At 70.7% G+C, this 25,212-nt stretch carries 19 protein-coding genes; 11 read left to right on the forward strand and 8 right to left on the reverse strand.

Features of this window, described 5'->3' with window-relative positions; all coding sequences use genetic code 11:
- The 3 genes from FHX68_RS08710 to FHX68_RS08720 all read left to right on the forward strand — a co-directional run.
- Positions 1-796 (forward strand): ATP-binding cassette domain-containing protein (locus tag FHX68_RS08710; protein ID WP_141920169.1); only part of this gene is annotated, 796 nt, incomplete at its 5' end.
- The gene (locus FHX68_RS08715; protein ID WP_141380792.1) at positions 793-1,488 is read left to right on the forward strand and encodes a hypothetical protein; all 696 of its coding nucleotides are present in this window, start codon (positions 793-795) and stop codon (positions 1,486-1,488) included. The genes FHX68_RS08710 and FHX68_RS08715, both read left to right, overlap by 4 nt.
- A 16-nt stretch (positions 1,489-1,504) precedes the next feature.
- Complete coding sequence (locus FHX68_RS08720; RefSeq protein ID WP_141380793.1) at positions 1,505-2,695, forward strand: AI-2E family transporter; 1,191 nt, start codon at positions 1,505-1,507, stop codon at positions 2,693-2,695.
- A gap of 75 nt (positions 2,696-2,770) precedes the next feature.
- Here the strand turns inward: FHX68_RS08720 and FHX68_RS08725 are convergent, their stop codons facing one another.
- Together FHX68_RS08725 and FHX68_RS08730 are read right to left on the reverse strand one after the other, a co-directional pair.
- On the reverse strand, positions 2,771-3,838 hold the full coding sequence (locus FHX68_RS08725; RefSeq protein ID WP_141380794.1) for a lactonase family protein: 1,068 nt from the start codon (positions 3,836-3,838) through the stop codon (positions 2,771-2,773).
- Between the two features lie 5 nt (positions 3,839-3,843).
- Positions 3,844-5,130, reverse strand: coding sequence for an adenylosuccinate synthase (locus FHX68_RS08730; protein WP_141380795.1), 1,287 nt, complete (start codon positions 5,128-5,130; stop codon positions 3,844-3,846).
- Between the two features lie 145 nt (positions 5,131-5,275).
- On the opposite strand from FHX68_RS08730, the gene argG reads away from it, so the two are divergent.
- From argG to FHX68_RS08770, 8 genes are all read left to right on the forward strand, one after another.
- Positions 5,276-6,718, forward strand: coding sequence for an argininosuccinate synthase (gene argG, locus FHX68_RS08735; protein WP_141380796.1), 1,443 nt, complete (start codon positions 5,276-5,278; stop codon positions 6,716-6,718).
- Positions 6,719-6,874: 156 nt separating this feature from the next.
- Entirely contained in the window at positions 6,875-7,849 is a 975-nt protein-coding gene (locus FHX68_RS08740; RefSeq protein ID WP_141920038.1) for an IS481 family transposase, read from the forward strand.
- A gap of 280 nt (positions 7,850-8,129) precedes the next feature.
- Positions 8,130-10,961 carry a YhgE/Pip domain-containing protein gene (locus FHX68_RS08745; protein ID WP_141379314.1) on the forward strand — a complete coding sequence of 944 codons (2,832 nt, stop codon included), beginning with the start codon at positions 8,130-8,132 and terminating at the stop codon, positions 10,959-10,961.
- On the forward strand, positions 10,958-13,144 hold the full coding sequence (locus tag FHX68_RS08750; RefSeq protein ID WP_141379316.1) for a YhgE/Pip domain-containing protein: 2,187 nt from the start codon (positions 10,958-10,960) through the stop codon (positions 13,142-13,144). Before FHX68_RS08745 ends, FHX68_RS08750 begins: the two co-directional genes overlap by 4 nt.
- A gap of 8 nt (positions 13,145-13,152) precedes the next feature.
- Positions 13,153-13,779: a TetR/AcrR family transcriptional regulator gene (locus tag FHX68_RS08755; RefSeq protein WP_141379318.1), complete on the forward strand. Its 627-nt coding sequence runs from the start codon at positions 13,153-13,155 to the stop codon at positions 13,777-13,779.
- Between the two features lie 169 nt (positions 13,780-13,948).
- Positions 13,949-16,687: a penicillin acylase family protein gene (locus FHX68_RS08760; protein ID WP_141379320.1), complete on the forward strand. Its 2,739-nt coding sequence runs from the start codon at positions 13,949-13,951 to the stop codon at positions 16,685-16,687.
- Between the two features lie 86 nt (positions 16,688-16,773).
- Positions 16,774-17,352 carry an SRPBCC family protein gene (locus tag FHX68_RS08765; protein WP_141379322.1) on the forward strand — a complete coding sequence of 193 codons (579 nt, stop codon included), beginning with the start codon at positions 16,774-16,776 and terminating at the stop codon, positions 17,350-17,352.
- Positions 17,349-18,794 carry a phytoene desaturase family protein gene (locus tag FHX68_RS08770; protein WP_141379324.1) on the forward strand — a complete coding sequence of 482 codons (1,446 nt, stop codon included), beginning with the start codon at positions 17,349-17,351 and terminating at the stop codon, positions 18,792-18,794. The genes FHX68_RS08765 and FHX68_RS08770 overlap by 4 nt, the downstream gene beginning before the upstream one ends.
- Before the next feature lie 34 nt (positions 18,795-18,828).
- Here FHX68_RS08770 and mnhG read toward each other — a convergent pair whose 3' ends face one another.
- Genes mnhG through FHX68_RS08800 form a run of 6 tightly spaced genes read right to left on the reverse strand, consistent with a single transcriptional unit; the run spans position 18,829 to position 25,198 of the window.
- Positions 18,829-19,185, reverse strand: a complete 357-nt coding sequence (gene mnhG / locus FHX68_RS08775) for a monovalent cation/H(+) antiporter subunit G (RefSeq protein ID WP_141379326.1) — start codon at positions 19,183-19,185, stop codon at positions 18,829-18,831.
- Positions 19,182-19,454, reverse strand: a complete 273-nt coding sequence (locus FHX68_RS08780) for an MrpF/PhaF family protein (protein WP_141379328.1) — start codon at positions 19,452-19,454, stop codon at positions 19,182-19,184. Before FHX68_RS08780 ends, mnhG begins: the two co-directional genes overlap by 4 nt.
- The gene (locus FHX68_RS08785; protein ID WP_141379329.1) at positions 19,451-20,032 is read right to left on the reverse strand and encodes a Na+/H+ antiporter subunit E; all 582 of its coding nucleotides are present in this window, start codon (positions 20,030-20,032) and stop codon (positions 19,451-19,453) included. Before FHX68_RS08785 ends, FHX68_RS08780 begins: the two co-directional genes overlap by 4 nt.
- Positions 20,029-21,594: a Na+/H+ antiporter subunit D gene (locus FHX68_RS08790; RefSeq protein WP_141379331.1), complete on the reverse strand. Its 1,566-nt coding sequence runs from the start codon at positions 21,592-21,594 to the stop codon at positions 20,029-20,031. The genes FHX68_RS08785 and FHX68_RS08790 overlap by 4 nt, the downstream gene beginning before the upstream one ends.
- A complete protein-coding gene (locus tag FHX68_RS08795; RefSeq protein WP_141379333.1) occupies positions 21,591-22,133 on the reverse strand; it encodes a Na(+)/H(+) antiporter subunit C in 543 nt (180 codons plus the stop codon). The genes FHX68_RS08790 and FHX68_RS08795 overlap by 4 nt, the downstream gene beginning before the upstream one ends.
- Positions 22,130-25,198: a Na+/H+ antiporter subunit A gene (locus FHX68_RS08800; RefSeq protein WP_141379335.1), complete on the reverse strand. Its 3,069-nt coding sequence runs from the start codon at positions 25,196-25,198 to the stop codon at positions 22,130-22,132. The genes FHX68_RS08795 and FHX68_RS08800 overlap by 4 nt, the downstream gene beginning before the upstream one ends.
- Between the last annotated feature and the right edge of the window lie 14 nt (positions 25,199-25,212).

Genomic DNA, 25,212 nt, shown 5'->3' on the forward strand with positions numbered 1-25,212 from the left:
TCTCGGCCGCAACGGCGCCGGCAAGACGACACTCATGTCGATCCTCACCGCGCAGAACTTCGCCACGTCGGGCACGGCGCGCGTGTTCGGCGCGGACCCGTATGAGAACGCCGTCGTGCTCCAGCGCATCTGCTTCGTGCGGGAGAGCCAGAAGTACCCCGAGGACGCCCTCCCGACGCACGCGTTCCGCATGGCGAGCCTGTTCTTCCCGAACTGGGATCAGGGCTTCGCCGACGAACTCGTCGCGGCGTTCGAGCTGCCGCTGAAGACCCGCATCAAGAAGCTCTCCCGCGGGCAGCTCTCGGCGGTGGGCGTCATCATCGGGCTCGCCTCGCGGGCCGAGATCACGTTCTTCGACGAGCCGTACCTCGGGCTTGACGCCGTCGCGCGCCAGCTCTTCTACGACCGGCTGATCGAGGACTACGCGGAGCACCCGCGCACCGTCATCCTCTCCAGTCACCTGATCGACGAGGTGTCGAACCTCATCGAGCGGGTCGTCGTCATCGACGGCGGTCGCATCCTCCTCGACGAGGAGACCGACGCGGTGCGCTCGCGCGCCGCCACGATCGTCGGCGACGCGGCGGTCGTCGAGGCGTTCGCCGCCGGCCGCGAGGTCATCCACCGCGAGAGCCTCGGACACGTCACGAGCGTCACGGTGCTCGGCGAGCTCACCGCCGCGGATCGGGCCGCCCTCCAGGCATCCGGGCTCGACCTCGCACCCGTGTCACTGCAACAGCTGATCGTCCGCCTCACCCAGCATGCCGCGCAGCCCGCGGCGGAAGGAGCACTCCGATGAGCCGCACGCTGAACGTCGTCCGCATGCAGCTGGCCAACCGCGAGACCTTCGTGTGGGTGCCGCTGCTCATCCTCGGCAGCTCCTTCGTGATCTCCCTGATCATCTGGGGAATCATCGCCGCCGGCGGCGTCACGACCAACATGTACGGCGGCGGCGCCCAGGCACCGCTGTGGTACTTCATCGCGGTGGGGGTGCAGGCCCTCACGCTGACGTTCCCGTTCTCCCAGGCGCTGAGCGTCACCCGGCGGGAGTTCTTCCTCGGCACGATGCTGACCGCGGCGCTGACGGCGGGCATCCTCGCCCTCATCTTCGTCGTCGGCGGGCTCATCGAGATCGCCACGAACGGCTGGGGCATCGGGGGCTACTTCTTCGCGCTCGACTGGCTGTGGGCGTCGGGGCCGCTCGCGGCGGGGCTGTTCTTCTTCACTCTGACGATGATGGTCTTCACCCTCGGGTTCTGGGCGGCGACCGTGTACAAGCGGTGGGGGTCGTTCCGGCTGACGCTCATCCTCGTGGGCATCGCCCTCGTGCTGCTCGCCGCTATCTGGCTGATCACCGTGACCCGGTCGTGGCCGGAGGTGATGGGGTTCATCGTCGAGTCGGGCGTCTGGGGGCTGACGGTCGTGCTCGCGGTGATCACGATCGCGCAGGCGCTCGGATCGGCCGCGGTCCTCCGAAAGACGACCGTCTGACCCTAGAGTGTGACGCATGGGCGAACCCGAACCGACGCCGTACCGCAGCTCCGCCGACGCGACCGCCGCCAGTGCCGCCACGAGCGCTGGCGGCGAGGCCGTTCCGACGCCCGACGCGACGACGGTCGCGCTCGAGAACCAGACGCCCGCGCGCACGATCTGGGCGAACCTCAACCATCCGTTCGTCATCGGGTTCTTCCTGACGTTCGGCGGCCTCGTGGCCTTCGCCCTCGGCATGGCGATCACGAGCCTCGTCACTATCTGGATCTACATCGCGTTCGCGATGTTCGCCGCGCTCGGACTCGACCCGCTGGTGCGGCGGCTGCAGGCGCGCGGCATGAAGCGTGCGTGGGCGATCACGGTGGTCTACTTCGTGTTCGCGCTCGTGATCATCGCGATCCTCTGGCTCATCGTCCCCACGGTCATCCAGCAGATCGCCCAGTTCATCCGCGACCTGCCCGGCATGATCGGCGACTTCCAGCGCTCCGACCTGTTCGCGTGGCTCGTCACCCAGTTCGGCGACCAGGCGCCCGACCTGCTCGCCGAGCTGCAGAAGTTCCTGACCGACCCGAACAACGTCGCCGCGATCGGCGGCGGCGTGCTCTCGATCGGGCTGAGCATCGGTACGACGATCTCGGGCATCATCATCATCATCGTGCTGAGCCTGTACTTCCTCGCCTCGCTGCCCGAGATCAAGCAGGCGTTCTACCGCCTGTGGCCGGCGCGTCTGCGTTCCACGACCACCGAGATCACCGAGCAGATCACCGAGTCGGTGGGCGGCTACCTCGGCGGCATGGTCGTGCTGGCATTCTTCAACTCGCTCGTCGCGTTCCTGCTGTATCTGTTCCTCGGCCTGCCGTTCCCCGCGCTGATGGCCGTCGTGGCCTTCTCGGTCACGCTTATCCCGCTCGTCGGTGGCGTGCTGTTCTGGGCGATCGGCACGGTGATCGCCCTCATCGCCAGCCCGATCGGCGGTCTCGTCTTCGCGATCGTCTACCTCGTGTACATGCAGATCGAGGCATATGTTCTGACGCCGAAGGTGATGAACAAGGCGATCTCGGTTCCCGGCTCGCTCGTGGTCATCGGCGCGCTCGTCGGCGGCACGCTGATGGGCCTCCTCGGTGCGCTCGTCGCGATCCCCGTGACGGCGTCGATCCTGCTGATCATCAAGAAGGTCTACATCCCGAAGCAGGATGCCGCGGTCTGAGGCTTCTGCGGGGGCGATGGTTCGGGCCGCGCGGGCGCGCGTCACGCGCGCCCGGCGCACCTGGGGTCAGCGGCGTCAGCGGTCGGCGAGCAGGGCCGTCGGCGTCGGGGCCTCGACGCGCCGGCGCACCCGGCCGGGAACGCCGGTGCGCTCGTCGAGGGTGAGCGAGGCGATCTCGGAGCTCCGCTGCCCGGCGACGAGCACGGTGTCGCGCGCGATCACGTGATGGCGCGGCCAGTCGACGCCCGACTCGACGAGGGCGACCGACGCGAGCGACCCGCCGTCGCCGTCGACCCGCAGGGACGCGAGCGTGTTGCTGCCGCGCACGCCGACGACGGCGAAACGGCCGTCGCGCGAGAGGGCGATCTCGGCCGGGAAGTCGACGCCGACCTCGGTGCCGACGAGGGGCGCACCGCCGACGAGCATCCACGCCCCGTCCGATCCGGGGCGCAGCACGAACACCTCGTTCGAGTACTCGGTCACGACGTAGAGGTGGCCGCTCGGATGCCACACCGCGTGGCGCGGGCCCGATCCGCGCGGCAGCGTGACCGTCTGGCGCAGCGCCGGCGCGGCGCGCTCGCCGGCGGACGGCGGAGACCACACCCGCACGCTGTCGAACCCGAGGTCGGTCGAGACGAACCCGCCGGGGACGAACGTCGCCTGGCGGGCGTGCGGTGCGCGCTCCTCGCCGAGCCCGGCGTGGGGGTCGACGGAGGCCGCGCCCGCGGCCGGAGCGCCCGGCGCCGCACCGGCGACGGTCGCGGGGGCGCCCGTGGCATCCACCGCCACGCGCACCACGCGGCCGTCGCCGTAGCACGAGGCGATCAGGCTCGCGCCGCTCGGTGAGACCGCGACGTGGCACACGGAGTCGCCGACCGGCACAGCAGGGCCCAGCGGGGCGAAGGTTCCGGGTCCGGTGCGGCGGAAGGCCTGCACGTCGCCGCGGCCCTCCTGCGCCGCGTAGACGACGTCGAGGGTCGGATGCCACGCGAGCCACGACGGCGATGCCGCGGCCGCGGCCGTGCCCGCCCAGGCCAGCTCGCCGCCGGCGAGGGCGTCATCCGGCGCGCCCGCGTGCAGCACGCCGATGCCGTCGGCGTCACCGCCCATGTCGGCGCCGTAGCCGCCGAGGAAGAAGCGCATCGCCGTCAGTCGACGAGGTCGTGGCGCACGATCACGGCGTCACGGGCGGGGCCCACCCCGATGACCGAGATGCGGGTGCCACTCATCTGCTCGAGTGCGAGCACGTAGTCCTGCGCCTCGAGCGGCAGGTCCTCGAACGTGCGGGCGGTGGAGATGTCCTCGCTCCAGCCGGGGAAGTACTCGAGGATCGGGGTGGCGTGGTGGAAGTCGCTCTGGTTGACCGGCACCTCGTCGAAGCGCTCTCCGTCGACGTCGTACGCGACGCACACGGGGATCTGGTCGAGACCCGTGAGGATGTCGAGCTTGGTCAGCACGAGGTCGGTGATGCCGTTGACGCGCGTCGCGTAGCGCGTGACGGGGGCGTCGTACCAGCCGACGCGGCGCGGGCGCCCCGTCGTCGTGCCGAACTCGAAGCCGCGCTTGCGCAGCCATTCGCCCTGCTCGTCGAACAGCTCGGTCGGGAACGGGCCCGACCCGACGCGCGTCGTGTACGCCTTGACGATGCCGACGATGCGGTCGAGCCGGTTGGGGCCGACGCCGGAGCCCGTCGAGGCGCCGCCGGCCGTCGCCGACGACGACGTCACGAACGGGTAAGTACCGTGGTCGACGTCGAGCATCGTGGCCTGCCCGCCCTCGAAGACGACGACGTCACCGGCATCCAGCGCGTTGTTGAGGAGCAGGCCCGTGTCGCAGACCATGGGGCGCAGGCGCTCGACATAGCTGAGCAGGTCGTCGACGACCTCGTCGACGGTGATGGCGCGGCGGTTGAAGACCTTCACGAGCAGGTGGTTCTTCTGGTCGAGCGCGCCCTCGACCTTCTGGCGCAGGATGTTCTCGTCGAAGAGGTCTTGGATGCGGATGCCGACGCGGTTGATCTTGTCGGCGTAGGTCGGGCCGATGCCGCGCCCCGTCGTGCCGATCATGCGCTTGCCGAGGAAGCGCTCGGTGACCTTGTCGAGCGTGCGGTGGTACTGGGTGATGACGTGCGCGTTGGCGCTGATGCGCAGGCGCGAGGTGTCGACGCCGCGGGCGTTCAGCGCCTCGAGCTCGCCGAAGAGCACCTCGAGGTCGACGACGACGCCGTTGCCGATGACGGCGTTGACGCCGGGGCTGAGGATGCCGGAGGGGAGCAGATGCAGGGCGTACTTCTCGTCGCCGATGACGACCGTGTGCCCGGCGTTGTTGCCGCCGTTGAACTTGACGACCCAGTCGGTGCGCGAGCCGAGCAGATCGGTGGCCTTGCCCTTGCCCTCATCGCCCCACTGGACGCCGACGATCACGATGCCTGGCATGGGTACTCCCCCGTTGTCTCGCGGTCGCACCGAAATGCCGGTGCACCCCATCCTATCGAGCGGGCCCCCGGCGGCGGCGGGGGTGTTGCGCACCCCTCCACCCCGGTTCGAACGCCCTCTCCATGCGCTCACTACAATCGAGACCATGTCGAAGGTCCTCCAGTCCCTGCCCGTCGGCGAGCGCGTCGGCATCGCCTTCTCCGGAGGTCTTGACACCTCGGTCGCCGTCGCGTGGATGCGCGACAAGGGCGCCGTGCCCTGCACCTACACGGGCGACCTCGGCCAGCCGGACGAGACCGACATCGCCGCGATCCCCGGCCGCGCGCTCGAGTACGGCGCCGAGGTCGCGCGGCTCGTCGACTGCAAGACGGCGCTCGTCGAGGAGGGCTTCGTCGCGCTGCAGTGCGGCGCGTTCCACATCCGCTCCGGCGGCAAGACGTACTTCAACACGACGCCACTCGGCCGCGCCGTGACCGGCACCCTGCTCGTGCGCGCCATGAAGGATGACGGCGTCGACATCTGGGGCGACGGGTCGACCTACAAGGGCAACGACATCGAGCGGTTCTACCGCTACGGCCTGCTCGCGAACCCGGCCCTGCGCATCTACAAGCCGTGGCTCGACGCCGACTTCGTCACCGAGCTCGGCGGCCGCCAGGAGATGAGCGAGTGGCTCGTCGCGCACGGCTTCCCCTACCGCGACTCGGCCGAGAAGGCCTACTCGACGGACGCCAACATCTGGGGCGCCACGCACGAGGCGAAAACGCTCGAGCACCTGGATGTCTCGCTCGAGACCGTCGACCCGATCATGGGTGTGAAGTACTGGGACCCGACGGTAGAGATCGCCACCGAAGACGTGACGGTCGAGTTCGAGGCGGGCCGCCCGGTCGCGCTCAACGGCGTGCGCTTCGACGACCCGGTGGAGCTCGTCTTCGAGGCGAACCGCATCGGCGGCCGCCACGGCCTCGGCATGAGCGACCAGATCGAGAACCGCATCATCGAGGCGAAATCGCGCGGCATCTACGAGGCGCCCGGCATGGCGCTGCTGTTCATCGCGTACGAGCGCCTCGTCAACGGCATCCTCAACGAAGACACCCTCGCGACCTACCACGAGCAGGGTCGCCGGCTCGGCCGCCTCATGTACGAGGGTCGCTGGCTCGAGCCGCAATCGCTCATGCTGCGCGAGTCGATCCAGAAGTGGGTCGGGTCGACGATCACCGGCACCGTCACCCTGCGCCTGCGCCGCGGCGACGACTGGACGATCCTCGACACGACCGCGCCGAACCTCTCCTACGCGCCCGAGAAACTCTCGATGGAACGCGTCGGCGACGCCGCCTTCGGCCCGACCGACCGCATCGGGCAGCTCACGATGCGCAACCTCGACATCGCCGACTCGCGCTCGCGCCTCGAGCAGTACGCAGGTCTCGGCCTCATCGGCGGCGCGACCGGCGAGCTCGTCGGCCGCGTGACGGCGGGCGAGGCGGGAGAGATCATCTCGTCGGCCGAGGGGCAGGACGCCGAGTCCGAAGCGCTGGCCGACGCCGTCGAGGCGGCGTCCGAGTCGGCGATGTACGACTTCGGCGCCGACTGACCGGCCGGGCCCGGCCTCAGCCCCCTCACACCGCGACCCACTCGACCCGCACCGCGCCTAACTGTACTGACCCAGATCGTTGTTGACGTAGGAGAGACCTCCGGGGTCGAGTTGGAGCTGTCTAAGTTCTTCAGCTCAAACGCACGGAGGTCTCTCTTGTCTCACGCTAATGCCCGGCTGACTCCGGCCGGCCGGTTGATCATGGTTCAGCGCATCCAGTCGGGGCGTGCGGTCGCGCATGTTGCCGCGGAAATGGGGATCTCCCGCACGACCGCGTGGCGGTGGTGGCGCAGGTTCCGGGAGTGCGGCCCGGCGGGCCTGATCGATCGTTCCAGCGTCGCCCGCTCCCACCCTCGCCAGACCAAAGCGTGCGTGGAGGCGAGGGTGCGGATCATGCGGCACCTCACTCGGCGTGGGCCGGTGTTCATCGCTGACAAGCTCGGCTTGCAGGCCTCAACGGTCGGTAGGGTGTTGCGCCGCCACCACGTGCCGTTGCTGCGGGAGCTGGACCCGGTCACGGGGTCCGTGATCCGCGCGACCCGCCGATCCGCGCAGCGTTACGAGCATGATCATCCCGGGTCCCTGATCCACGTTGATGTGAAGAAACTCGGCCGTATCCCCGACGGCGGCGGATGGCGTCTGCATGGCCGCGGGCAACGTCCTGCGCGCAAGCGGGGCCTGGGTTACGACTACGTGCACACCGTCATCGACGACCATTCCCGAGTTGCTTACGCGGAGATCCACGACGACGAGAAAGGCACCACCGCGGCGGGCGTCCTCGACCGCGCGATCGCGTTCTACGCGCGCCTCGGCGTCACAGTCGAACGCGTCATCAGCGACAACGCGTTCGCTTACCGCCACTCGGCCGCGTTCAAGGCCGTGGTCGACGCGCACGGCATCCGACAGCGGTTCATCAAACCGCACTGCCCCTGGACCAACGGGAAAGTCGAACGCCTCAACCGCACCCTCGCCACCGAGTGGGCCTACGCCCGCCCCTGGAGCTCGAACGACGACCGAAAAGCAGGGTTGACGACCTGGCTCGACTACTACAACCTAGACAGGCACCACCTCGGCATCGGAGGCAAAACCCCCATCGACCGAATCAACAACGGTCGAGGTCAGTACACCTAACCGCCCGCGCCGCGACCCAGTCGGCCGCGCCGCGACCCTCCGCGCGCGGCGTGCGCCGACACGTGCGTGCGCAATGCAGGAGATCCGGACGCGCGCCGCGGCGGTGACCCCGGAAAGACGCGGCACCCGCGCACCGGCGTGCGTGAATCTCCTGCATTGTGCACGGCCGCGCCCCGCGACCCGGCCCCACACCCGCCCACCCGGGACACGCCAGCCCCAATCAACCCCCGCCACCCAAGAACTTGCACACCGGTGTGCAGATTAGATGTACCATAGGTCGGTGCGCAAGAGTTTCCAAGTCTTCCGGCGTGATGTCACGCGGATCTTCCGCGCGCGCCGCACCTGGGTCATCGTGCTCGGGGTGCTGCTCACCCCGGCGCTCTACGCCTGGTTCAACATCACCGCGTTCTGGGACCCGTACGCGAACACCGGCAGCATCGGCGTCGCGGTCGTCAACCTCGACGAGGGCGCCCGCTCCGACCTGACCGGCCCCATCGACGTCGGCTCGCAGGTCGTCGACCAGCTGCACGACGACCACCAGCTCGGCTGGCAGTTCATGGGCGAGGACGAAGCCCGCGAGGCGGTGCGCTCGGGCGAGGTCTACGCCGCGATCATCATTCCGCGAAGCTTCAGCTCCGACCTGCTCAGCATCACGACGGGCACCTTCACCCAGCCCGCGCTGACCTACTACGTCAACGAGAAGGCCAGCGCGATCGCCCCGAAGATCACCGACGTCGGCGCCGCGGGCGTGAAAGACAAGATCAGCAGCGCGTTCATCGAGCAGGTCGCCGAGGCGGCGACGACCGAGCTGAAGGATGCCGGCGACGACGTGCAGCTGAAGCTGCTGAACGCCAAGAACGACGGCCTGAACGCGTTCGACCAGGCCTCCGCCCAGGTCGCCTCGGCCCGCCAGAGCATCACCGACATGAAGGGCGGGCTCGAACGCTCGCGCGGTTCGCTGAGCGGTGCGCAGTCGACCCTGTCCGACGTCGACACCACCCTCGGCGACGTGCAGACCGCGCTCGGCCAGGCGCAGACGATCATCGCGCAGGCGCAGCGCGACGTGCTCTCGTTCACCGACGCCGCCACCTCCGCCTACGTGCAGGGCGCGACGCTGCTGGCGGACGCCTCGGCGCAGGCGCACATCTCGGTCACCCAGGTCACGCAGACCCTCGGTCAGGCCTCGGCCCGCATCGACACCGCGATCGACGACGTCACCGCCGTCGCCGACGCCAACGCGGCGGCGATCGCGCAGCTGCAGACGCTCCTCGATCAGGGCGGACTCGACCCCGCCGTCGCCCAGCAGCTGCAGCAGGTGCTGACGGCCCTCGAGCAGCAGAACCAGGCCGACCAGCAGCTCCTCGCCGACCTGAAGGCGATGAACGACGACACCGCCTCGGCGGTGCAGGCCGTGCAGAAGACGGCGGATGCCGTGAACACGGCCGTCCAGGGCGCGCAGGCCTCGGCGACCGGCCTGCGCGACGCGCTCACCCAGTCGATCCCCGCGCTCACGAGCGCGATGGCGACGCTGTCGACGAGCGCCGGCGGATTCTCGGCCGCGATCGACGCGCAGCGCGCGCAGCTCACCCAGGCCGGCACGCTCCTGGCGGGACTCGACACCCAGCTCGTCGCCACCGGGGCGGCGCTCGACAGCCTCGACGGCACTCTCGGGGGGATCCAGACCGGGCTCGGCGATGCCCGCACCGACGTGCTCGCCCTCGGCTCGGCCTCGGCGTGGAACACCCTCGGCACCGTCACCGGCCTCGACCCGCAGCAGATCGCTCAGTTCATCGCGACCCCGGTCGACGTCGCCGAGCACGTCGTGTTCCCGGTCTCCTCGTACGGGTCGGCGATGGCGGCCCTCTTCACGAACCTCTCGCTGTGGATCGGCGCGTTCGTGATGATGGTCATCTTCAAGGTCGAGGTCGACACCGAGGGCGTCGGCCCGATCCGCGTCGGCGAGGCCTATGTCGGGCGCTTCCTGCTGTTCGCCTCGCTCGGGGTGCTGCAGGCGATCGTCGTGTGCGTCGGCGACCTCATCATCGGCGTGCAGACGGTGAGCGCGGTCGCGTTCGTCGGCACGGGCATCCTCATCTCGCTCGCCTACGTCAGCATCATCTACGCGCTGTGCGTGGCGTTCGGCCATGTCGGGCGGGGCCTGTGCGTGCTGCTCGTGATCATGCAGATCCCGGGCGCCTCGGGGCTCTATCCGATCGAGCTGATGCCGCAGTTCTTCCGCAACATCTACCCGTTCCTGCCGTTCACGTACGGCATCGACGCGATGCGCGAGACGATCGCCGGCTTCTACGGGGCACACTGGTGGCGCTTCATGGGCGCGCTCGCCATCTTCGTGGTGCTGGCCTGGATCGTGGGTCTCGTGCTGCGCCGTCGCCTGGCATACCTCAACCGTCTCTTCAACCGCGAGGTGATCGCGACAGATCTCCTCATCGGCGAGGACGTGCAGGTCGTCGGCCGCGGCTACCGCCTCACCGACGTGATCCACGCCCTCGCCGACCGCGGCGAGTTCCGCAACCGGCTCGACCGCCGCGCACGACCGTTCGTCGAGCGCTACCCGACCCTCCTGCGGATCGCCCTGCTGGCGGGCCTCGCGGGCATGGTCGTGCTCGGCCTCATCGCCTGGCTCCTGCACGAGCAGAGCGCGACGCTCCTCTTCCTCTGGATGCTGTGGTGCCTCATCGTCATCGCCTTCCTCGTCGTGCTCGAATACGTGAGCCACAGCTTCGAGGCCGCCGCCGAGCTCGCCGGCATGGGCGACGCGGAGCTGCGCCGCGCGATGCGCCACGACGGCGTGGCGACCGGCACGGCGACGGTGGTGGACACCGCAGAGGTGGATGCCTCCGCTGTGGATGCCCCGGAGACGGATGCCCCCGCGACGGATGTCTCTGAGACGAGCGAGTCCGCCGAGTCCGACGCGTCCGCGCAGTCCGACGAGCCGGACGGCGACGTGCTCACCCGCCTGTTCAGCCCGGCCGAAGCCGGCGCGGACGCCGTCGCGACGACGGAGCCCACCACCGAAACCGCCGACCCCACCCACACCGACGAACCCACCGACACCCCCGAGACCCGGCGCGAAGGAGGCGAGCAGGTATGAGAGGCATCCTGCATCTGATCCGCCGCGACCTGCGGCACTCGGTGATGAACGTCATGGCGATCATCGTGATGTTCGGGCTCGTGGTGATCCCGTCGCTGTTCACGTGGTTCAACGTGCTCGCCAGCTGGGACCCGTTCGGCAACACGAAGAACCTCACCGTCGCGGTCGCCTCGACCGACGAGGGGTACCAGAGCGATCTCGTGCCGATCCGCGTGAACGTCGGCGAGCAGGTGCTCTCGCAGCTGCGCGCGAACGATCAGCTCAACTGGGTGATCACCTCGGAGGACGACGCGATCGACGGCACCAAGTCGGGCCGGTACTACGCGGCGATCGTGCTGCCGCCCACGTTCAGCGCCGACATGCTGACGTTCTACGCCGACGGCGCCCAGCGCACCGAGCTGGCCTACTACACCAACGAGAAGAAGAACGCCCTCGCCCCGAAGATCACCGGCCAGGGCGCCGAGGGGGTCTCGGCGCAGATCAGCTCGGTGTTCACCGAAACGCTCAGCGATGTCGCTCTGAGCCTCATCTCCTCGCTGTCGGACTACCTGACCGACGCCGACACCCAGGCGGCGCTCGCCCGCGTCGAAGCCCGCGTCGGGTCGCTCGCGACACAGCTGCGCGCCGGCGCGCAGACCGCCGACATGTTCCAGACGCTCGTCCAGGGCACGATCCCGCTCGCGCAGAGCGCCTCGGCTCTCGTCTCGGGTGCGGGCGACGCGTTCGGCGACGCCTCCGACGCCGCGGGCAGCGGCGCGGGCGCCGCCCGGCAGCTGGGCGAGACGCTGCAGTCGGCGACGGGCGCGGTCGCCGACGCCCTCCGCACGACGGCGCAGGGATACGCCGCCGTCGGGACGAGCGTCGACGACCTCTACACGCAGGTCGGCAACCTCACGGGCAGCCAGGCCGACGCGCTCACCACCATCGCCGCGCGGGTGCAGAAGCAGATCGACGACGCGGCCGCTCTCCGCACGACGCTCGTCGACGACGTGCGGCCGCAGCTGCCCCCGGCGGCGCAGCCGGCGCTCGACGACGTGGTCGCCCAGCTCGACCGTGCGATCGCCCGCCAGCAGGCCGTGCACGACTCGCTCGCACAGGCCGCGGCCGACATCACCGCGGGGAACGCCGACGCCCAGGCATCCCATCAGAAGGTGAAGGACCTCATCGCGCAGGCGCAGCAGGCGATCGCGCAGGCGGAGGACTCCTACACGGGCACCCTGAAGCCGCAGCTGGATGCCTTGGGCGACACCCTCTCCGTCATCGACGACGACATCTCGGCGGTGCGCGGCGACCTCGCGCAGGCGGCGTCGGGGCTCTCCGGGGCATCCGATTCGATCGTCGGCGCGCTGCAGGGCGCCGAGCAGGTGACGGGGCGGCTCAGCACGGCCCTCACCGACGCCGCGGCGAAGTTCGACGCCGTGCAGCAGGCGATCGCGAACGCGGCGAAGACCGGCGACCTCGCCGGGCTCAGCGAGATCATCGGGTCGGACCCGAGCGTGCTGGCCACCTCGCTCGCCGAGCCGGTGCGCGTCGACCGGGTCGAGGTGTTCCCCGTGGTGAGCTTCGGCGCGGGCATGGCGCCGCTGTACATCGTGCTGGCCCTCTGGGTCGGGGCGCTCCTCATGACCGTCGCGATCCGCGTCGACGTGAGCCGCGACGCGCTGCCCGACGAGCCCGAGCTGTCGTCGACGCAGAAGTACCTCGGCCGGTACGGCATCTTCGCCGTGACCGGGCTCGCGCAGTCGACCCTCGTGATCCTGGGTCTGATCCTGTTCGTGCGGATCGAGCCCGCGCATCCGTTCCTGCTGCTTCTGGCGGGGTGGGTGACCTCGCTCGTGTTCACGCTCATCATCTACACGTTCGTCGTCGCGTTCGGCAATGCCGGCAAGGCGCTCGCGGTGCTGCTGCTCGTGATCCAGATCTCCGGATCGGGAGGTGCGTATCCGCTGCAGCTGCTGCCGGCGTGGTTCCAGAACGTCAGCCCGTTCCTGCCGGCGACGCACGCGATCTCGGCGATGCGCTCGGCGATCGCGGGCACGTACGGCGCCGACTTCTGGATCTCGATCGGGCTCCTCCTCGCCTTCCTCGTGCCGACGCTGCTGCTCGGGCTCGTGCTGCGGCGACCGCTCGTCTCGTTCAACCGCGGGCTCGTCGACGCGATGGCCTCGACGAAGCTCATGTGAGGGATGCCATGGCCCGAACCATCTCCACCGCACCCGGGCGTCGCCGCGACGCGACGGCGAACCGGGCGGCCCTCCTCGCCGCGGCGCAGACGGTGCTCGCGCGCGACCCGCACGCCTCGCTCGACGCGATCGCGCAGTCGGCGGGGCTCTCGCGCCGGGCGCTGTACGGCCACTTCTCCGATCGGGAGAGCCTCCTTCGCGAGGTGATCGCAATCGGCGCCGGGCGCTTCAACACGATCGCCGAGGCCACCGACGACCCCGACCCGCGGGTCGCGCTCGCGCACATGGCGGCGCAGCTGTGGCGCGAGGCATCCGCCGTGCGCGCCTCGGCGAACATCGCGCTCGACGACGCGCACGTGGCCCAGACGGTGCGCTCGCTCGCGCCGCTGCGCCGGCGGGTGCGCGAGCTGACCCGGGAGGGCGTCGCCTCCGGTGCGTTCCGCGGCGACGTGCCGCCGGAACTGCTGGCATTCCTCATCGAGGAGACCGCCCGCGCGACCCTCCGCGAGCTGCGGCTGACCACCGCGCACGCCGACGCGGCGGTCGTGCGGGTCGTGCTCAGCATCGTCGGTCTGTCGTGGCAGGAGCAGGTCGCCCTGCTCGACGCGCACCCGGAGATCCTCGGCGAGAGCTAAAGCGCCGCGCGCACCCGTGCCCACCAGCAGCGAGGGGTGCGCATAGGATGCCAGGACGGTCTGTTCTCCTGGGGGGCGCGGACCGTGCCGGCGCATCGGGCCCCGAAACCCGCAGCGCCGCGAAGCCCTGCCGCCTCCCGGACCCCGGCTGGAAAGCGCTGCGACGACGATGTCCGATCTCCCCTCCCTCACCGGCGCGAACCGCACGATCGCGCACCCCGCAGACTCCGAGCACGCGCCCACGCGGCGGCGCCGGATCGGCCGCCGCATCGGCATCATCGCCTACTCGGTGGTCGCGGGGCTCACCGTCATCGCCCTGATCGCGGCCGGTTTCGTCGTCTGGACGATCCAGCGCTCGTTCCCCCAGTTGGACGGCACCGTCACCGCGCCCGGCCTCGAGACGGACGTCTCGGTGTACCGCGACGACCTCGGCATCCCGACGATCGAGGCCGACTCGACCCACGACCTCTTCTACGCGCAGGGGTACGTGCAGGCCCAGGACCGGTTCTGGGAGATGGACTTCCGCCGTCACGTGACGAGCGGCCGGCTCGCCGAGCTCTTCGGCGCCTCGCAGCTGCCGACCGACCAGTTCCTGCGGACGCTCGGCTGGCGCCACGTCGCCGAGCAGGAGGTCGCCGCCCTCGACGACACCACCCGCGGCTACTACGAGGCCTACGCCGACGGGGTGAACGCGTACCTCGCCGACCATGACGGCGCCGCCGTCTCGCTCGAGTACGCCGTGCTGGGACTGCAGAACAGCGACTACGAGATCGAGCCCTGGTCGCCGGCCGATTCGGTCGCCTGGCTCAAGGCGATGGCGTGGGATCTCCGCAGCAACATCGAGGAGGAGACCGACCGGGCCCTTCTCGCGTCCCACCTCACGCCCGCGCAGATCGCCGACCTCTACCCCGCCTACCCGTACGCCGATCACCCCGTGATCGTGCCGACGATCACCGCCGATCCGCCCGCGGTGGCCGGAATGGATGCCACGGCCGCCGCCGGTGCCGTCACGGCGGGCGCCGCCACGTCCGGCGCCCCTGGCTCCGAAGCCGTCGGCGTGTCGTGGACCGAGGTCGGCTCGGTCGTCGAGGCCGCCTCCGCCCTGCTCGGCGATGTCGGCGAAGGCGTCGGATCGAACTCGTGGGTGGTCTCGGGCGCTCTCACCGAGAGCGGACTGCCGCTCCTCAGCAACGACCCGCACCTCGGGGCATCCCTCCCGAGCGTGTGGCACCAGATCGGGCTGCGCTGCCGCACCGTGAACGACGCGTGCGCGTTCGACGTCGCCGGGTTCGGGTTCTCGGGTGTGCCGGGCGTCGTCATCGGGCACAACGCCGAGATCGCCTGGGGGTTCACGAACCTCACCGCCGACGTCACCGACCTCTACCTCGAGCGCGTCGACGGCGACCAGTACTGGCGCGACGGCGCCCTCGTCCCGCTCGAGACCCGCACCGAGACGTTCCACGTCGCGGGCGGCGACGACGTCAGCCTCGAGGTGCGCTCGACGGTGCACGGCCCGATCGTGTCGGGCCTCACCGACGACTTCACCGCGATCGCGGACGACCCCGCCACCGGGTCGACCGACGACGTGCGAACCCTCGACGACGAGGCATCCACCACCGGCGGCGCGGACAGTGCCGACGCGACCACTGGCGCCACCGAGACCACCGTGCCGCCGGGCGAGTACGCGGTGTCGCTGCGCTGGACCGCGCTCGACGCGGGCACGACCGCCGCCGCCATCTTCGCGCTGAACACGGCGACCGATTTCGCGCAGTTCCGCGCCGCGGCGAGCCTCTTCGACGTGCCGGCGCAGAACCTCGTCTACGCCGACCGCGCGGGCAACATCGGCTACCAGGCGCCGGGCAGGCTGCCGATCCGCGGCGCCGGCGACGGCACCATGCCCCAGCCCGGCTGGGACTCGGCGTACGACTGGCGGGGCTTCATCCCCTTCACCGAACTGCCCGTCGTCTACAACCCCGACGAGGGCTACATCGTCACCGCGAACAACGCCGTGATCGGCACCGACTATCCGTACTTCCTCGGCTCCGACTGGGACTACGGCTGGCGGGCGGCGCGCATCGTCGACCTGATCGAGCGTGCCGCCGCACGCGGCCCGCTCACCGCCGACGACATGACCGCGATCCAGGCCGATCAGGAGTTCTGGATGGGCAAGCGCCTGATCGGCGCCTACGCCGACATCACCCTGCCGGACGAGAAGGCCCAGCGGGGCCTCGACCTGCTCGCCGGGTGGGATGCCCAGAACGGGGCCGACTCGTCGGCCGCCGCCTTCGCGAACGTGCTGTGGGACGAGCTCGCCTCCGACCTGTTCGCCCGGCGTGCGCACCCGGTCGGCCTGTCGGGGCAGAGCCGGCTGTTCGTCGTCGTCGACCGGCTGCTCGACGAGCCCGACTCGGACTGGTGGACCAACGACACGATCGGCGTCGACGGTCAGCGCGAGATGCTCGAACGGGCCGCGACCGACGCGTCCGCGCGGCTCGTCGCGCTGCAGGGCGACGACCCGGATGCCTGGAACTGGGGCTCGCTGCACGCGATCACCCTCACCAGCGGCACGTTCGGCAAGAGCGGCATCGCGCCGATCGAGGCCCTGTTCAACCGCGGGCCGTTCCCCGTCGGCGGCGGCGCCTCCGTCGTCGATGCGACCGGGTGGATGCTCGGCAGCGGCTCGTTCGCGACGACGACCGTGCCCTCCATGCGCATGACGATCGACCTCTCCGATCTCGACGCGTCGCGGTGGAACCACCTCACCGGCACGAGCGGTCACGCCTTCCACCCGAACGACGACGACCAGTTCGACGCGTGGCAGCACGGCCGCCAGACGCCGTGGCTGTTCACGCGCGAGCGCGTCGAGGCATCCGCGGTCGACACGCTCGTGCTGACACCGGGAGACTGACGCCCCGCGCGGCCGCGTCAACCCCCGCTCGGATTCCGGGTCCGCCCCGTAGCATCGAGAGGGACCGCCCCACCCGAGGAGGCCCCATGGCGACCGCCAGCGTGAGACTGTTCGACTGCACCCCTGACGACGTGTTCGCCGTGCTCGGCGACGGCTGGCTCTATCCGGTCTGGGTGGTGGGTGCCGCGCGTATGCGCGACGTCGATCCGGAGTGGCCGGCCGAGGGCGCGCACATCCACCATTCGCTGGGCGGGTGGCCGATCCTGCTGGACGACGACACCCAGATCGTGGAGTGGTCGCCGCCGCACCGGATGAAGCTGCGCGCGAAGGCGGGACCGCTCGGCCGCGGGGTCGTGGTCATCGAGGTGAAGCCCCGCGGCACCGGATGCGTCGTGCGGCTGGGCGAGGAACCCGTCGCGGGCACCGCGGCGAAGTTGCCGCGGTTCGTGTGGGCGCCGATGCTGCACCTGCGCAACGAGGAGACGCTGCGGCGCCTCGCCTTCCTCAGCGAGGGCCGACGGCGCGAGCGCGAGGCCGGGGAGAACTCGGCGCGCACGACGGTGCCGGATCCGGCCGAGGGCACGCCCGACGCCGAAGCCGCGGCAGACGTCGCCGCCGCCACGGATGCCGCCGCGGCGGCGTCGGGTGAGGGCCCCGCCGCATGACCGACGTCGAGATCGTCGGCTCCGGGCCGAACGGGCTCGCGGCGGCCGTGACCCTCGCGCGGGCGGGGCTCTCGGTGCGCGTGTACGAGCGGATGGCGCGGATCGGAGGCGGGGCGAGCACGCGCGAGGCCGTGGCGCCCGGCTTCTGGCACGACTCGTGCTCGGCGGTGCATCCGCTGGCCCTGGCATCCCCGTTCTTCCGCGCGTTCGGGCTCGCATCGCGCGTCGAGTTCGTCACCCCCGAGGTCTCGTTCGCCCATCCCCTCCCCGCCGCGGTCGGCGGCTCGGGCATCGCCTACCGCGATCTCGACCGCACGGTCGACGCGCTCGGCGCCGACGGCCCCGCCTACCGACGCCTGCTCGAACCCCTCGCCGCGCACGCGCGCGAGATCGCCCGGTTCACCGGCTCGTCGCTGCTGCGCGTGCCGCCTCATCCGGTCGTCGAGGCCCGGTTCGGTCTGCGCACGCTCGCGCAGGGCGGGCCGCTCTGGAACGCGGGCTTCCACGGCCGCGTCGCCCCGGCGATGATCACGGGCGTCGCGGCGCACGCGATCGTGCCGCAGCCGAGCCCGGTCGCCGCGGCGGCGGGGCTCGCCCTGCAGACGCACGCCCACGCCGGCGGCTGGCCGATCCCGATCGGCGGATCGCAGGCGATCTCGGACGCCCTCACCGCCGACCTCCTCGCCCACGGCGGCGAGATCGTCACGGATCACGAGGTGGGTTCGCTCGACGAGCTCACCGCGCGCGCGACCGTGCTCGATGTCACCCCGCGCGCGCTCATCCGACTCGCCGGAGGGCGGATGCCCGGGCGCTACCGGCGACGCCTCGAGCGATTCCGTTACGGCAGCGGCGCCTCGACGGTGCAGTTCGCGCTGTCCGGTCCGGTGCCGTGGTCCGACGAGCGCATCGCGCGCGCCGGCACGGTGCACATCGGCGGCACGCGCGAGCAGATCGCCGCCGCCGAGCGCGACGTCCTGGCCGGGCGGCACGCGGCATCCCCGTATGTGCTCGTCTCGCAGCCCTCGGTGTTCGACGCGAGCCGCGCCCCCGCGGGTGGGCACGCGCTCTGGACGTACACGCACGTGCCGACCGGGTCGACCCTCGATCAGACCGAGGCCGTCACCCGGGCGATCGAGCAGCATGCGCCGGGCTTCCGCGACCTCATCGTGGCGAGTCGTGCGCGCACCGCCGCCGAGCTGGCCGAGTACAACCCGAACTACGTCGGCGGCGACATCGCCGCGGGCGCCGCGACGCTCGGGCAGCTGCTCGCGCGGCCCGTGCTGAGCCTCGATCCGTGGCGCACTCCGATGCCGGGCGTCTACCTCACCGGCGCCTCGACCGTGCCCGGTCCCGGCGTCCACGGCCAGTCGGGCTGGTTCGCCGCCCGCAGCGTGCTGCAGCGCGAGTTCGGCATCCGCCGCACCCCGTCCGTCGCCCCCTGATCCCCCGGGCCGCCCAGCGTCGGCCGCGCCCGGCTTAGCCGCCGGCGGCGGGCGGGGTGCCGCGGGGCTCGGCGAGCTCGTCGACGTAGAGCGAGCGCTCGTCGATCGTGCCGTTGCGATACGCCTGGCGACCGACCATGTGCGCCGACAGGGGCGCGGATGCCAGCTGGATCAGCACGATCGGCACGAGGAAGGCGACCACGGGCCACGACCGCAGCGCCAGCGCGATCGCGATGCAGATGAGGATGAGCCCGAGCACCTGCGGCTTCGTCGCCGCGTGCAGGCGGGTGGGCACGTCGTGGAAGCGCAGCAGGCCGATCGCCGCCGTGATGCACAGCAGCCCGCCGATCAGCACGAGGACGAGCGCGACGGTGTCGAGGATCTCGTTCATGGGTCGGTGTTGTCCCTTCTCGCCACGAAACGGGCGATCGCGATCGAGCCGAACACGCCGACCGCCGCGATGATGAGCAGCGCCGGCAGCGACCGGGTGTGGTGGTTGATCACCATGTCGGCGCCGAGCATGCACATCACGAGGGTGAGCAGCACATCGGATGCCACGGCGCGGTCGAGGATCGACGGGCCGACGATGATCCGCCACAGCGTCAGCAGCGCCGCGACGGCGAACACCACGTAGATGACGACGATCAGCACACCGTTCATGACGCCGCCCCCTCTCCGCGCGGCAGGCGGGGATCGATGCCGCGGATCGCCGCCAGCTGCGCGCGCGATCCGACGGCGCGGACGATCCGCGCCTCCCAGACCTGCACCGCGCGCCGCTGCTTCTCGACGTCGGCGGCGGAGGACACCCTCAGCACGTGGAGGTACAGGATCCGCCGGTCGCGATCGATGTCGATGATGAGCGATCCGGGGATGAGCGACGCCGTGACGCCCACGTGGGCGAGGATCAGGTCGTCGTCGGTGCGCAGCGGCACCGCGATGATCGCCGTTCCCGGGTAGTGCCGCAGGTCGAGGGTCTGCCACGCCACGAGGAGCGAACCGCGCACCAGGGCGCCGAGAAAGGTGACGATGAAGAGGAAGCCGTACCAGAGGTTGACCCGGCCCGACAGCTCCACCGGCGGCAGCCGGAAGATCCGCGTGACGAACACCGCGACGATGAGCCCGGTGAGAGCAGCGAGCACCGTGAACTGGCCCCACAGCAGCATCCACAGGGCGATGAGCCACACGAGGAACGGCAGCTGACGCCACACGGCGCCCGCGATCGAGGTGGCCGGGCTCATGGCTGCGCCTCCTGGTCGAGCTGCACGAGGGTCACGGGCGTCAGCAGCGCGTCGCCGATGCTCGCGCAGAGCCGGTACAGCGGCCCGGCGAACACGGTCAGCGCGATCGTGACCGCGACCATGCCGGCGGTCGTGGCGGTCATGATGCGGGGGATGACCCGCCGGTCGCCCTGCTCGTCGGCGGCCGGCGCGTCGCTGAGGTACGAGATGCGCTCCACGACGGCGGGCTCCTCCGCGTGGTCGTCGTCCTCGCGCCAGAACGCGAGGTTCCACGCGCGCATGAGCGTGTAGAGCGTCAGCAGCGACGTCACCACGCCGCCCACGATCAGCACGTACATGAGCGGCGTGCCCACCTCGGCGGCGGCGTCGAACAGCGCGAACTTGCCGATGAAGCCCGAGAACGGCGGGATGCCCCCGAGGTTGATCGCCGGGATGAAGTAGAGCACCGCGATCACCGGCGCCGCGCGCATCAGCCCCTTGACCTTGAGGATCGACGTCGACCCGGCGCGGCGCTCGATGAGCCCCACCGCGAGGAACAGCGTCGTCTGCACGATGATGTGGTGCACCATGTAGTAGATCGTGGCGCCGAGGGCGAGCGGGGTCGCGATGCCGAGGCCGAACACGAGATAGCCGACGTGGCTGACGAGCGTGAACGACAGGATCCGTTTGAGCTCGGCCTGCGCGAGCGCGCCGAGCACGCCGACGATCATCGTCGCGAGCGCCACGATGAGCAGCAGCGTGTTCACGTCGTTGTCGCGGAAGATCTGCGTCTCGGTGCGGATCATCGCGTAGACGCCGACCTTGGTCAGCAGGCCCGCGAACACCGCCGTCACCGGCGTCGGCGCGGTCGGGTACGAGTCCGGCAGCCAGAACGACAGCGGGAAGACCGCCGCCTTGATGCTGAACGCGAGCAGCAGCATGAGGTGCAGCACCAGCTGCGTCGACTGCGGCAGCTGGGTCATCCGTTCGGCGAGCTGCGCGATGTTCACCGTGCCCAGTGCCCCGTAGATCGCGGCGATCGCGGCGAGGAAGAGGATGGATGACACCAGCGAGACGACGATGTAGAAGACGCCGGTGCGGATGCGCGACTCGGTCGATCCGAGCGTGATCAGCACGTACGAGGCGACGAGGAGGATCTCGAACCCGACGTAGAGGTTGAACAGGTCGCCCGCGATGAACGCGTTGAAGATGCCCGCCGCGAGGATCAGGTAGGTCGGGTGGAAGATCGTGACGGGGGTGTCGTCGTCGCCGTCAGCGGCGCCCTGGCCGACCGAGAAGAGGAGGACGCCGAGCAGCACGATCGCCGAGATCACGACGAGGAGCGCCGCGAGCCGGTCGACGTAGAGCACGATGCCGAACGGGATCGGCCAGCCGCCCACCGACACCGCGATCGCCTGCCCCGACGAGTCGACGGCGTACAGCAGCACGGCCGCGATCACCATGACGAGCGTGAGCGTCACGATCGAGACGCCGACCTGCACCCGGCGGCGGCGGCCGAAGATCAGCGCGACGCCCGCACCGAGCAGCGGCAACGTGACGAGCAGGGGGACGAGCGCGCTCATCGGGCGTCACCCCCGTCGCGGTCCTCAGATCGGCGGTCGGTGGGGGCGTCGTCGCGGATGCCGTCGACGTCGCGGTGGCGCAGCACGGTGATGGGGGCGGTATCCGTTCCGATGAAGTCGGTGGTGGCGTCGTCGTCCTCGTCCTCGATCGAGGTCTCATCGTCCATCTGCTCCTCGTCGTCCTCGGTGCGGGAGCGGACGGCGAGGTCGACCTCGTCGTCGTGCACCGTGTCGGCCTGGCCGAGCTGCCACGAGCGGTAGATGAGGGCGAGGAGGAACGCCGAGACGGCGAAGGTGATGACGATGGCGGTGAGGGTGAGGGCCTGCGGGAGCGGGTCGCTCATGTCTTCGGGATCGGCGGCGCCGTAGAACGGGGCGACGCCCGGCCGGCCCATCACGATCAGCAGGAACAGGTTCGCGGCGTTGCCGAGCAGCAGGAATCCGATCAGCACGCGGGTGAGGCTGCGCTCGAGCATCGCGTAGACGCCGGCGGCGAAGAGCACGCCCATGATGATGACGAGAACGAGGGAGACGGTCACGACGCGCTCACCCCCGGCATCCCGTGGGCCTGGCCGCCGCCCGGCGCTTCGCGCAGCGCCTGCGCCTGCCGGTCGACCTCGCCGCCGAGCGAGCGCAGCACGTCGAGCACGAGCCCGATCACCACGAGGTACACCCCGATGTCGAACAGCGTCGAGGTGACGAACTCGACGTGCCCGATGACGGGGATATCGGCCTCCCAGAAGTAGCTCGTGAGCGGCGCCGCGCCGAACAGCAGCGGCACGACGGCGCAGGCGATGGCGAGCGTCATCCCGGCGCCGAGCAGCCGCCCGGCATCCGTCGGCGCCGCCGCACCCAGCTCGTACCGGCCGCCCGCGATGTAGCGCATGACGAGCGCCATGCCGGCCACGAGGCCGCCCGCGAAGCCGCCGCCGGGCAGGTTGTGCCCCGCGAACAGCAGGTAGATCGACACGACGATGATGGTGTGGAAGAGCACCCGCACGATCACCTCGAGCATGATCGACCGGTTCTCGGGCCGCATGCGCTGTCCGCCGACGAGCCACGCCTGCCGCGAGTTGCTCGAGGTGCTCGTGCGCGTGCGCAGGCCCTCGGATGTCTCGATGAGCGGCCGCCGGGCGCGGGTGGTTCCGGTGGGGAGGGCCGAGATCGCGCTCGAGATGAGGTCGGAGCGGTGCGTCACGAACACGAGGGAGGCGACTCCGGTGGCGGCGAGGATGAGCACCGACAGCTCGCCCATCGTGTCCCAGCCGCGGAGGTCGACGAGCGCGACGTTGACGACGTTCTTGCCGTGCCCGAGGTCGTAGGCGAGGTCGGCGAAGGCGGTCGAGATGGGCTCGGCGACCCGCGCGCCGGTCGCCACGAGCGCGATCATCGACATCGTCGCGCCGACGGCGACGGCGAGCACCGTGCGCGCGACCGGCCACACCGACGCGTTGTGCTCGCCCATGCGGGCGGGGGTGCGCCGCAGCACCAGGGCGAAGGTGACGAGGGTCACCGTCTCGACGAGGATCTGGGTGAGCGCGAGGTCGGGTGCACCGCTCGTCGCGAACAGCGCGACCATGCCGAGCCCGGTCGCCGAGACGAGCACCACGCCGGTGTACCGCTTCTGCGCGCGCACGGCGACGATGCCCGCGATGATCATGATGGGCGCGACCACCAGCTGCATGGGCGTCTGCCAGGCGTCGAACGAGAGCCGCCACTCGGGGCTCGCGAGCAGCGCGGTGCCCTCGGCGGCGACGAAGACGACGAAGATCGTGCCGACGTAGACCGGCAGCGATCCGCGCTGGGTGAGGGTCGTCGTCCAGACCGCGACGCGGGCGATGCCGCGCAGGCACGCGTTGTAGACGTCGGCCGCGGTGAACGGCAGGATGCGGCGCGGGATGCTGCGCGTGCGCTGCGCGAACCAGAACAGGCCCGCGCCGAGCGCGATGCTCGCGAGCGACAGGAAGAGGGCCGGCTCCCACCCGTGCCAGAGCGCGAGGTGGTACGGATGCCCCTCATCGCCCGCGCTCGGCAGCGTGTCGGCGTATCCCGAGAACGCCACGTCGAGAAGCGGCGCCGCGAACCCCGCGATGAGCGTGAGGGCGGACAGCATGACCGGAGAGGCGATGAACCCCATCGGCGGATCGGGCCACGGCGTCTGCGGCATCTTCTCGCCCGACGCGTCGCGCTTGGTCCAGAACGCTCCCCAGATGAAACGCAGACCGTAGGCGGTGGTCAGCACCGACCCCAGCACGATGCCGATGAGCGGGATCACGGCATCCGGTCGCGAACCCCCCTCGATGAGCGAGGCGAGCACCGCCTCCTTCGCGACGAAGCCGACCGTGGGGGCGAGCCCGACCATCGAGCCGACCGCGACCATCGAGGCGATCGCGAGGGTGGGCGCCTGTCTGCCGACGCCGGAGAGCTCGCCGATGTCACGGGTGGACAGCTGCCGGTCGATCACGCCGACGACGAGGAACAGCGCCGACTTGAACAGCGCGTGTCCGACGAGCAGGGCGAGGCCGGCGAGCGCGGAGTTGCGCTCCCCGTAGCCGAGCACGACGGTGAGCATGCCGAGCTGGCTGACCGTGCCGAAGGCGAGGATGCGCTTGAGGTCGGATTCGCGCAGCGCCTGCAGCCCGCCGAGGAGCATCGTGAACAGGCCCAGGCCGATCACGATCGGCCGCCAGGGCTCGCTGTGCGCGAAGGCCGGCGCGAGGCGGGCGATCAGATAGATGCCCGCCTTGACCATCGCCGCCGCGTGCAGGTAAGCGCTGACCGGGGTGGGCGCGGCCATCGCGCCCGGCAGCCAGAAGTGGAACGGGAAGATGGCCGACTTGCTCAGCGCGCCCACGAGCAGCAGCACGATCGCCGTGTTGATCAGGGCGCTGCCGGCGAGCGCCGACCCGGCGGCCGTGTACGCGGCGAGGATCTCCGACAGGCTCGTCGTGCCGGCCTGCACGACGAGGATGACCGCGCCGACGAACATCGCGAGCCCGCCGAGCGTCGTCACCAGGAGCGCCTGCAGGGCGGCTCGGCGGCTCGCGCCACGCGCGTGGTAGAAGCCGATGAGCAGGTAGGACAGGATGCTCGTGATCTCCCAGAACATCACGAGCACGATGAGGTCGTCGGTGAGGACGAGGCCGTACATGGCGCCCGCGAAGGCGAGCAGGCTCGCGGCGAACATGCCGACGCCGGGCTTGACCCGCTTCTTCCGCGCGCTGCCCGCGGTGGCCGTGGCGCCGGCGGTGCCCTGGGAACTCTTGGCGCCCTTGGAGCTCTTGGCGCCGGCATCCTTCGTCGTGTCGGCGAAGTACCAGCGGCAGTAGATCATGACGAGCGCGCCGACGCCGGTGACGATGAGCGCCATCAGCCAGCCGAGCGTGTCCATGCGCATCGACAGCGAGAGCCCGAGCGACGGGATCCAGGCGTACGACTCGGTGAGCACCTCGCCCGAGACGACCCGCGGCGTCTGCAGCGCGGTGTACACGAACGCGATGATCGGCACGAGCGCGGCGACGAAGAAGCCGCGCGGTCCGAGCCTGCCCATCAGCCACGGCAGCGCCAGCGGCAAGACCGCGAACGCCACCAGAAGCACCAGCAAGCAGGCCTCCTGAC

The organism is Microbacterium lacticum (genome assembly GCF_006716815.1).
In the GTDB taxonomy this organism is placed as follows: Bacteria; Actinomycetota; Actinomycetes; order Actinomycetales; family Microbacteriaceae; genus Microbacterium; species Microbacterium lacticum.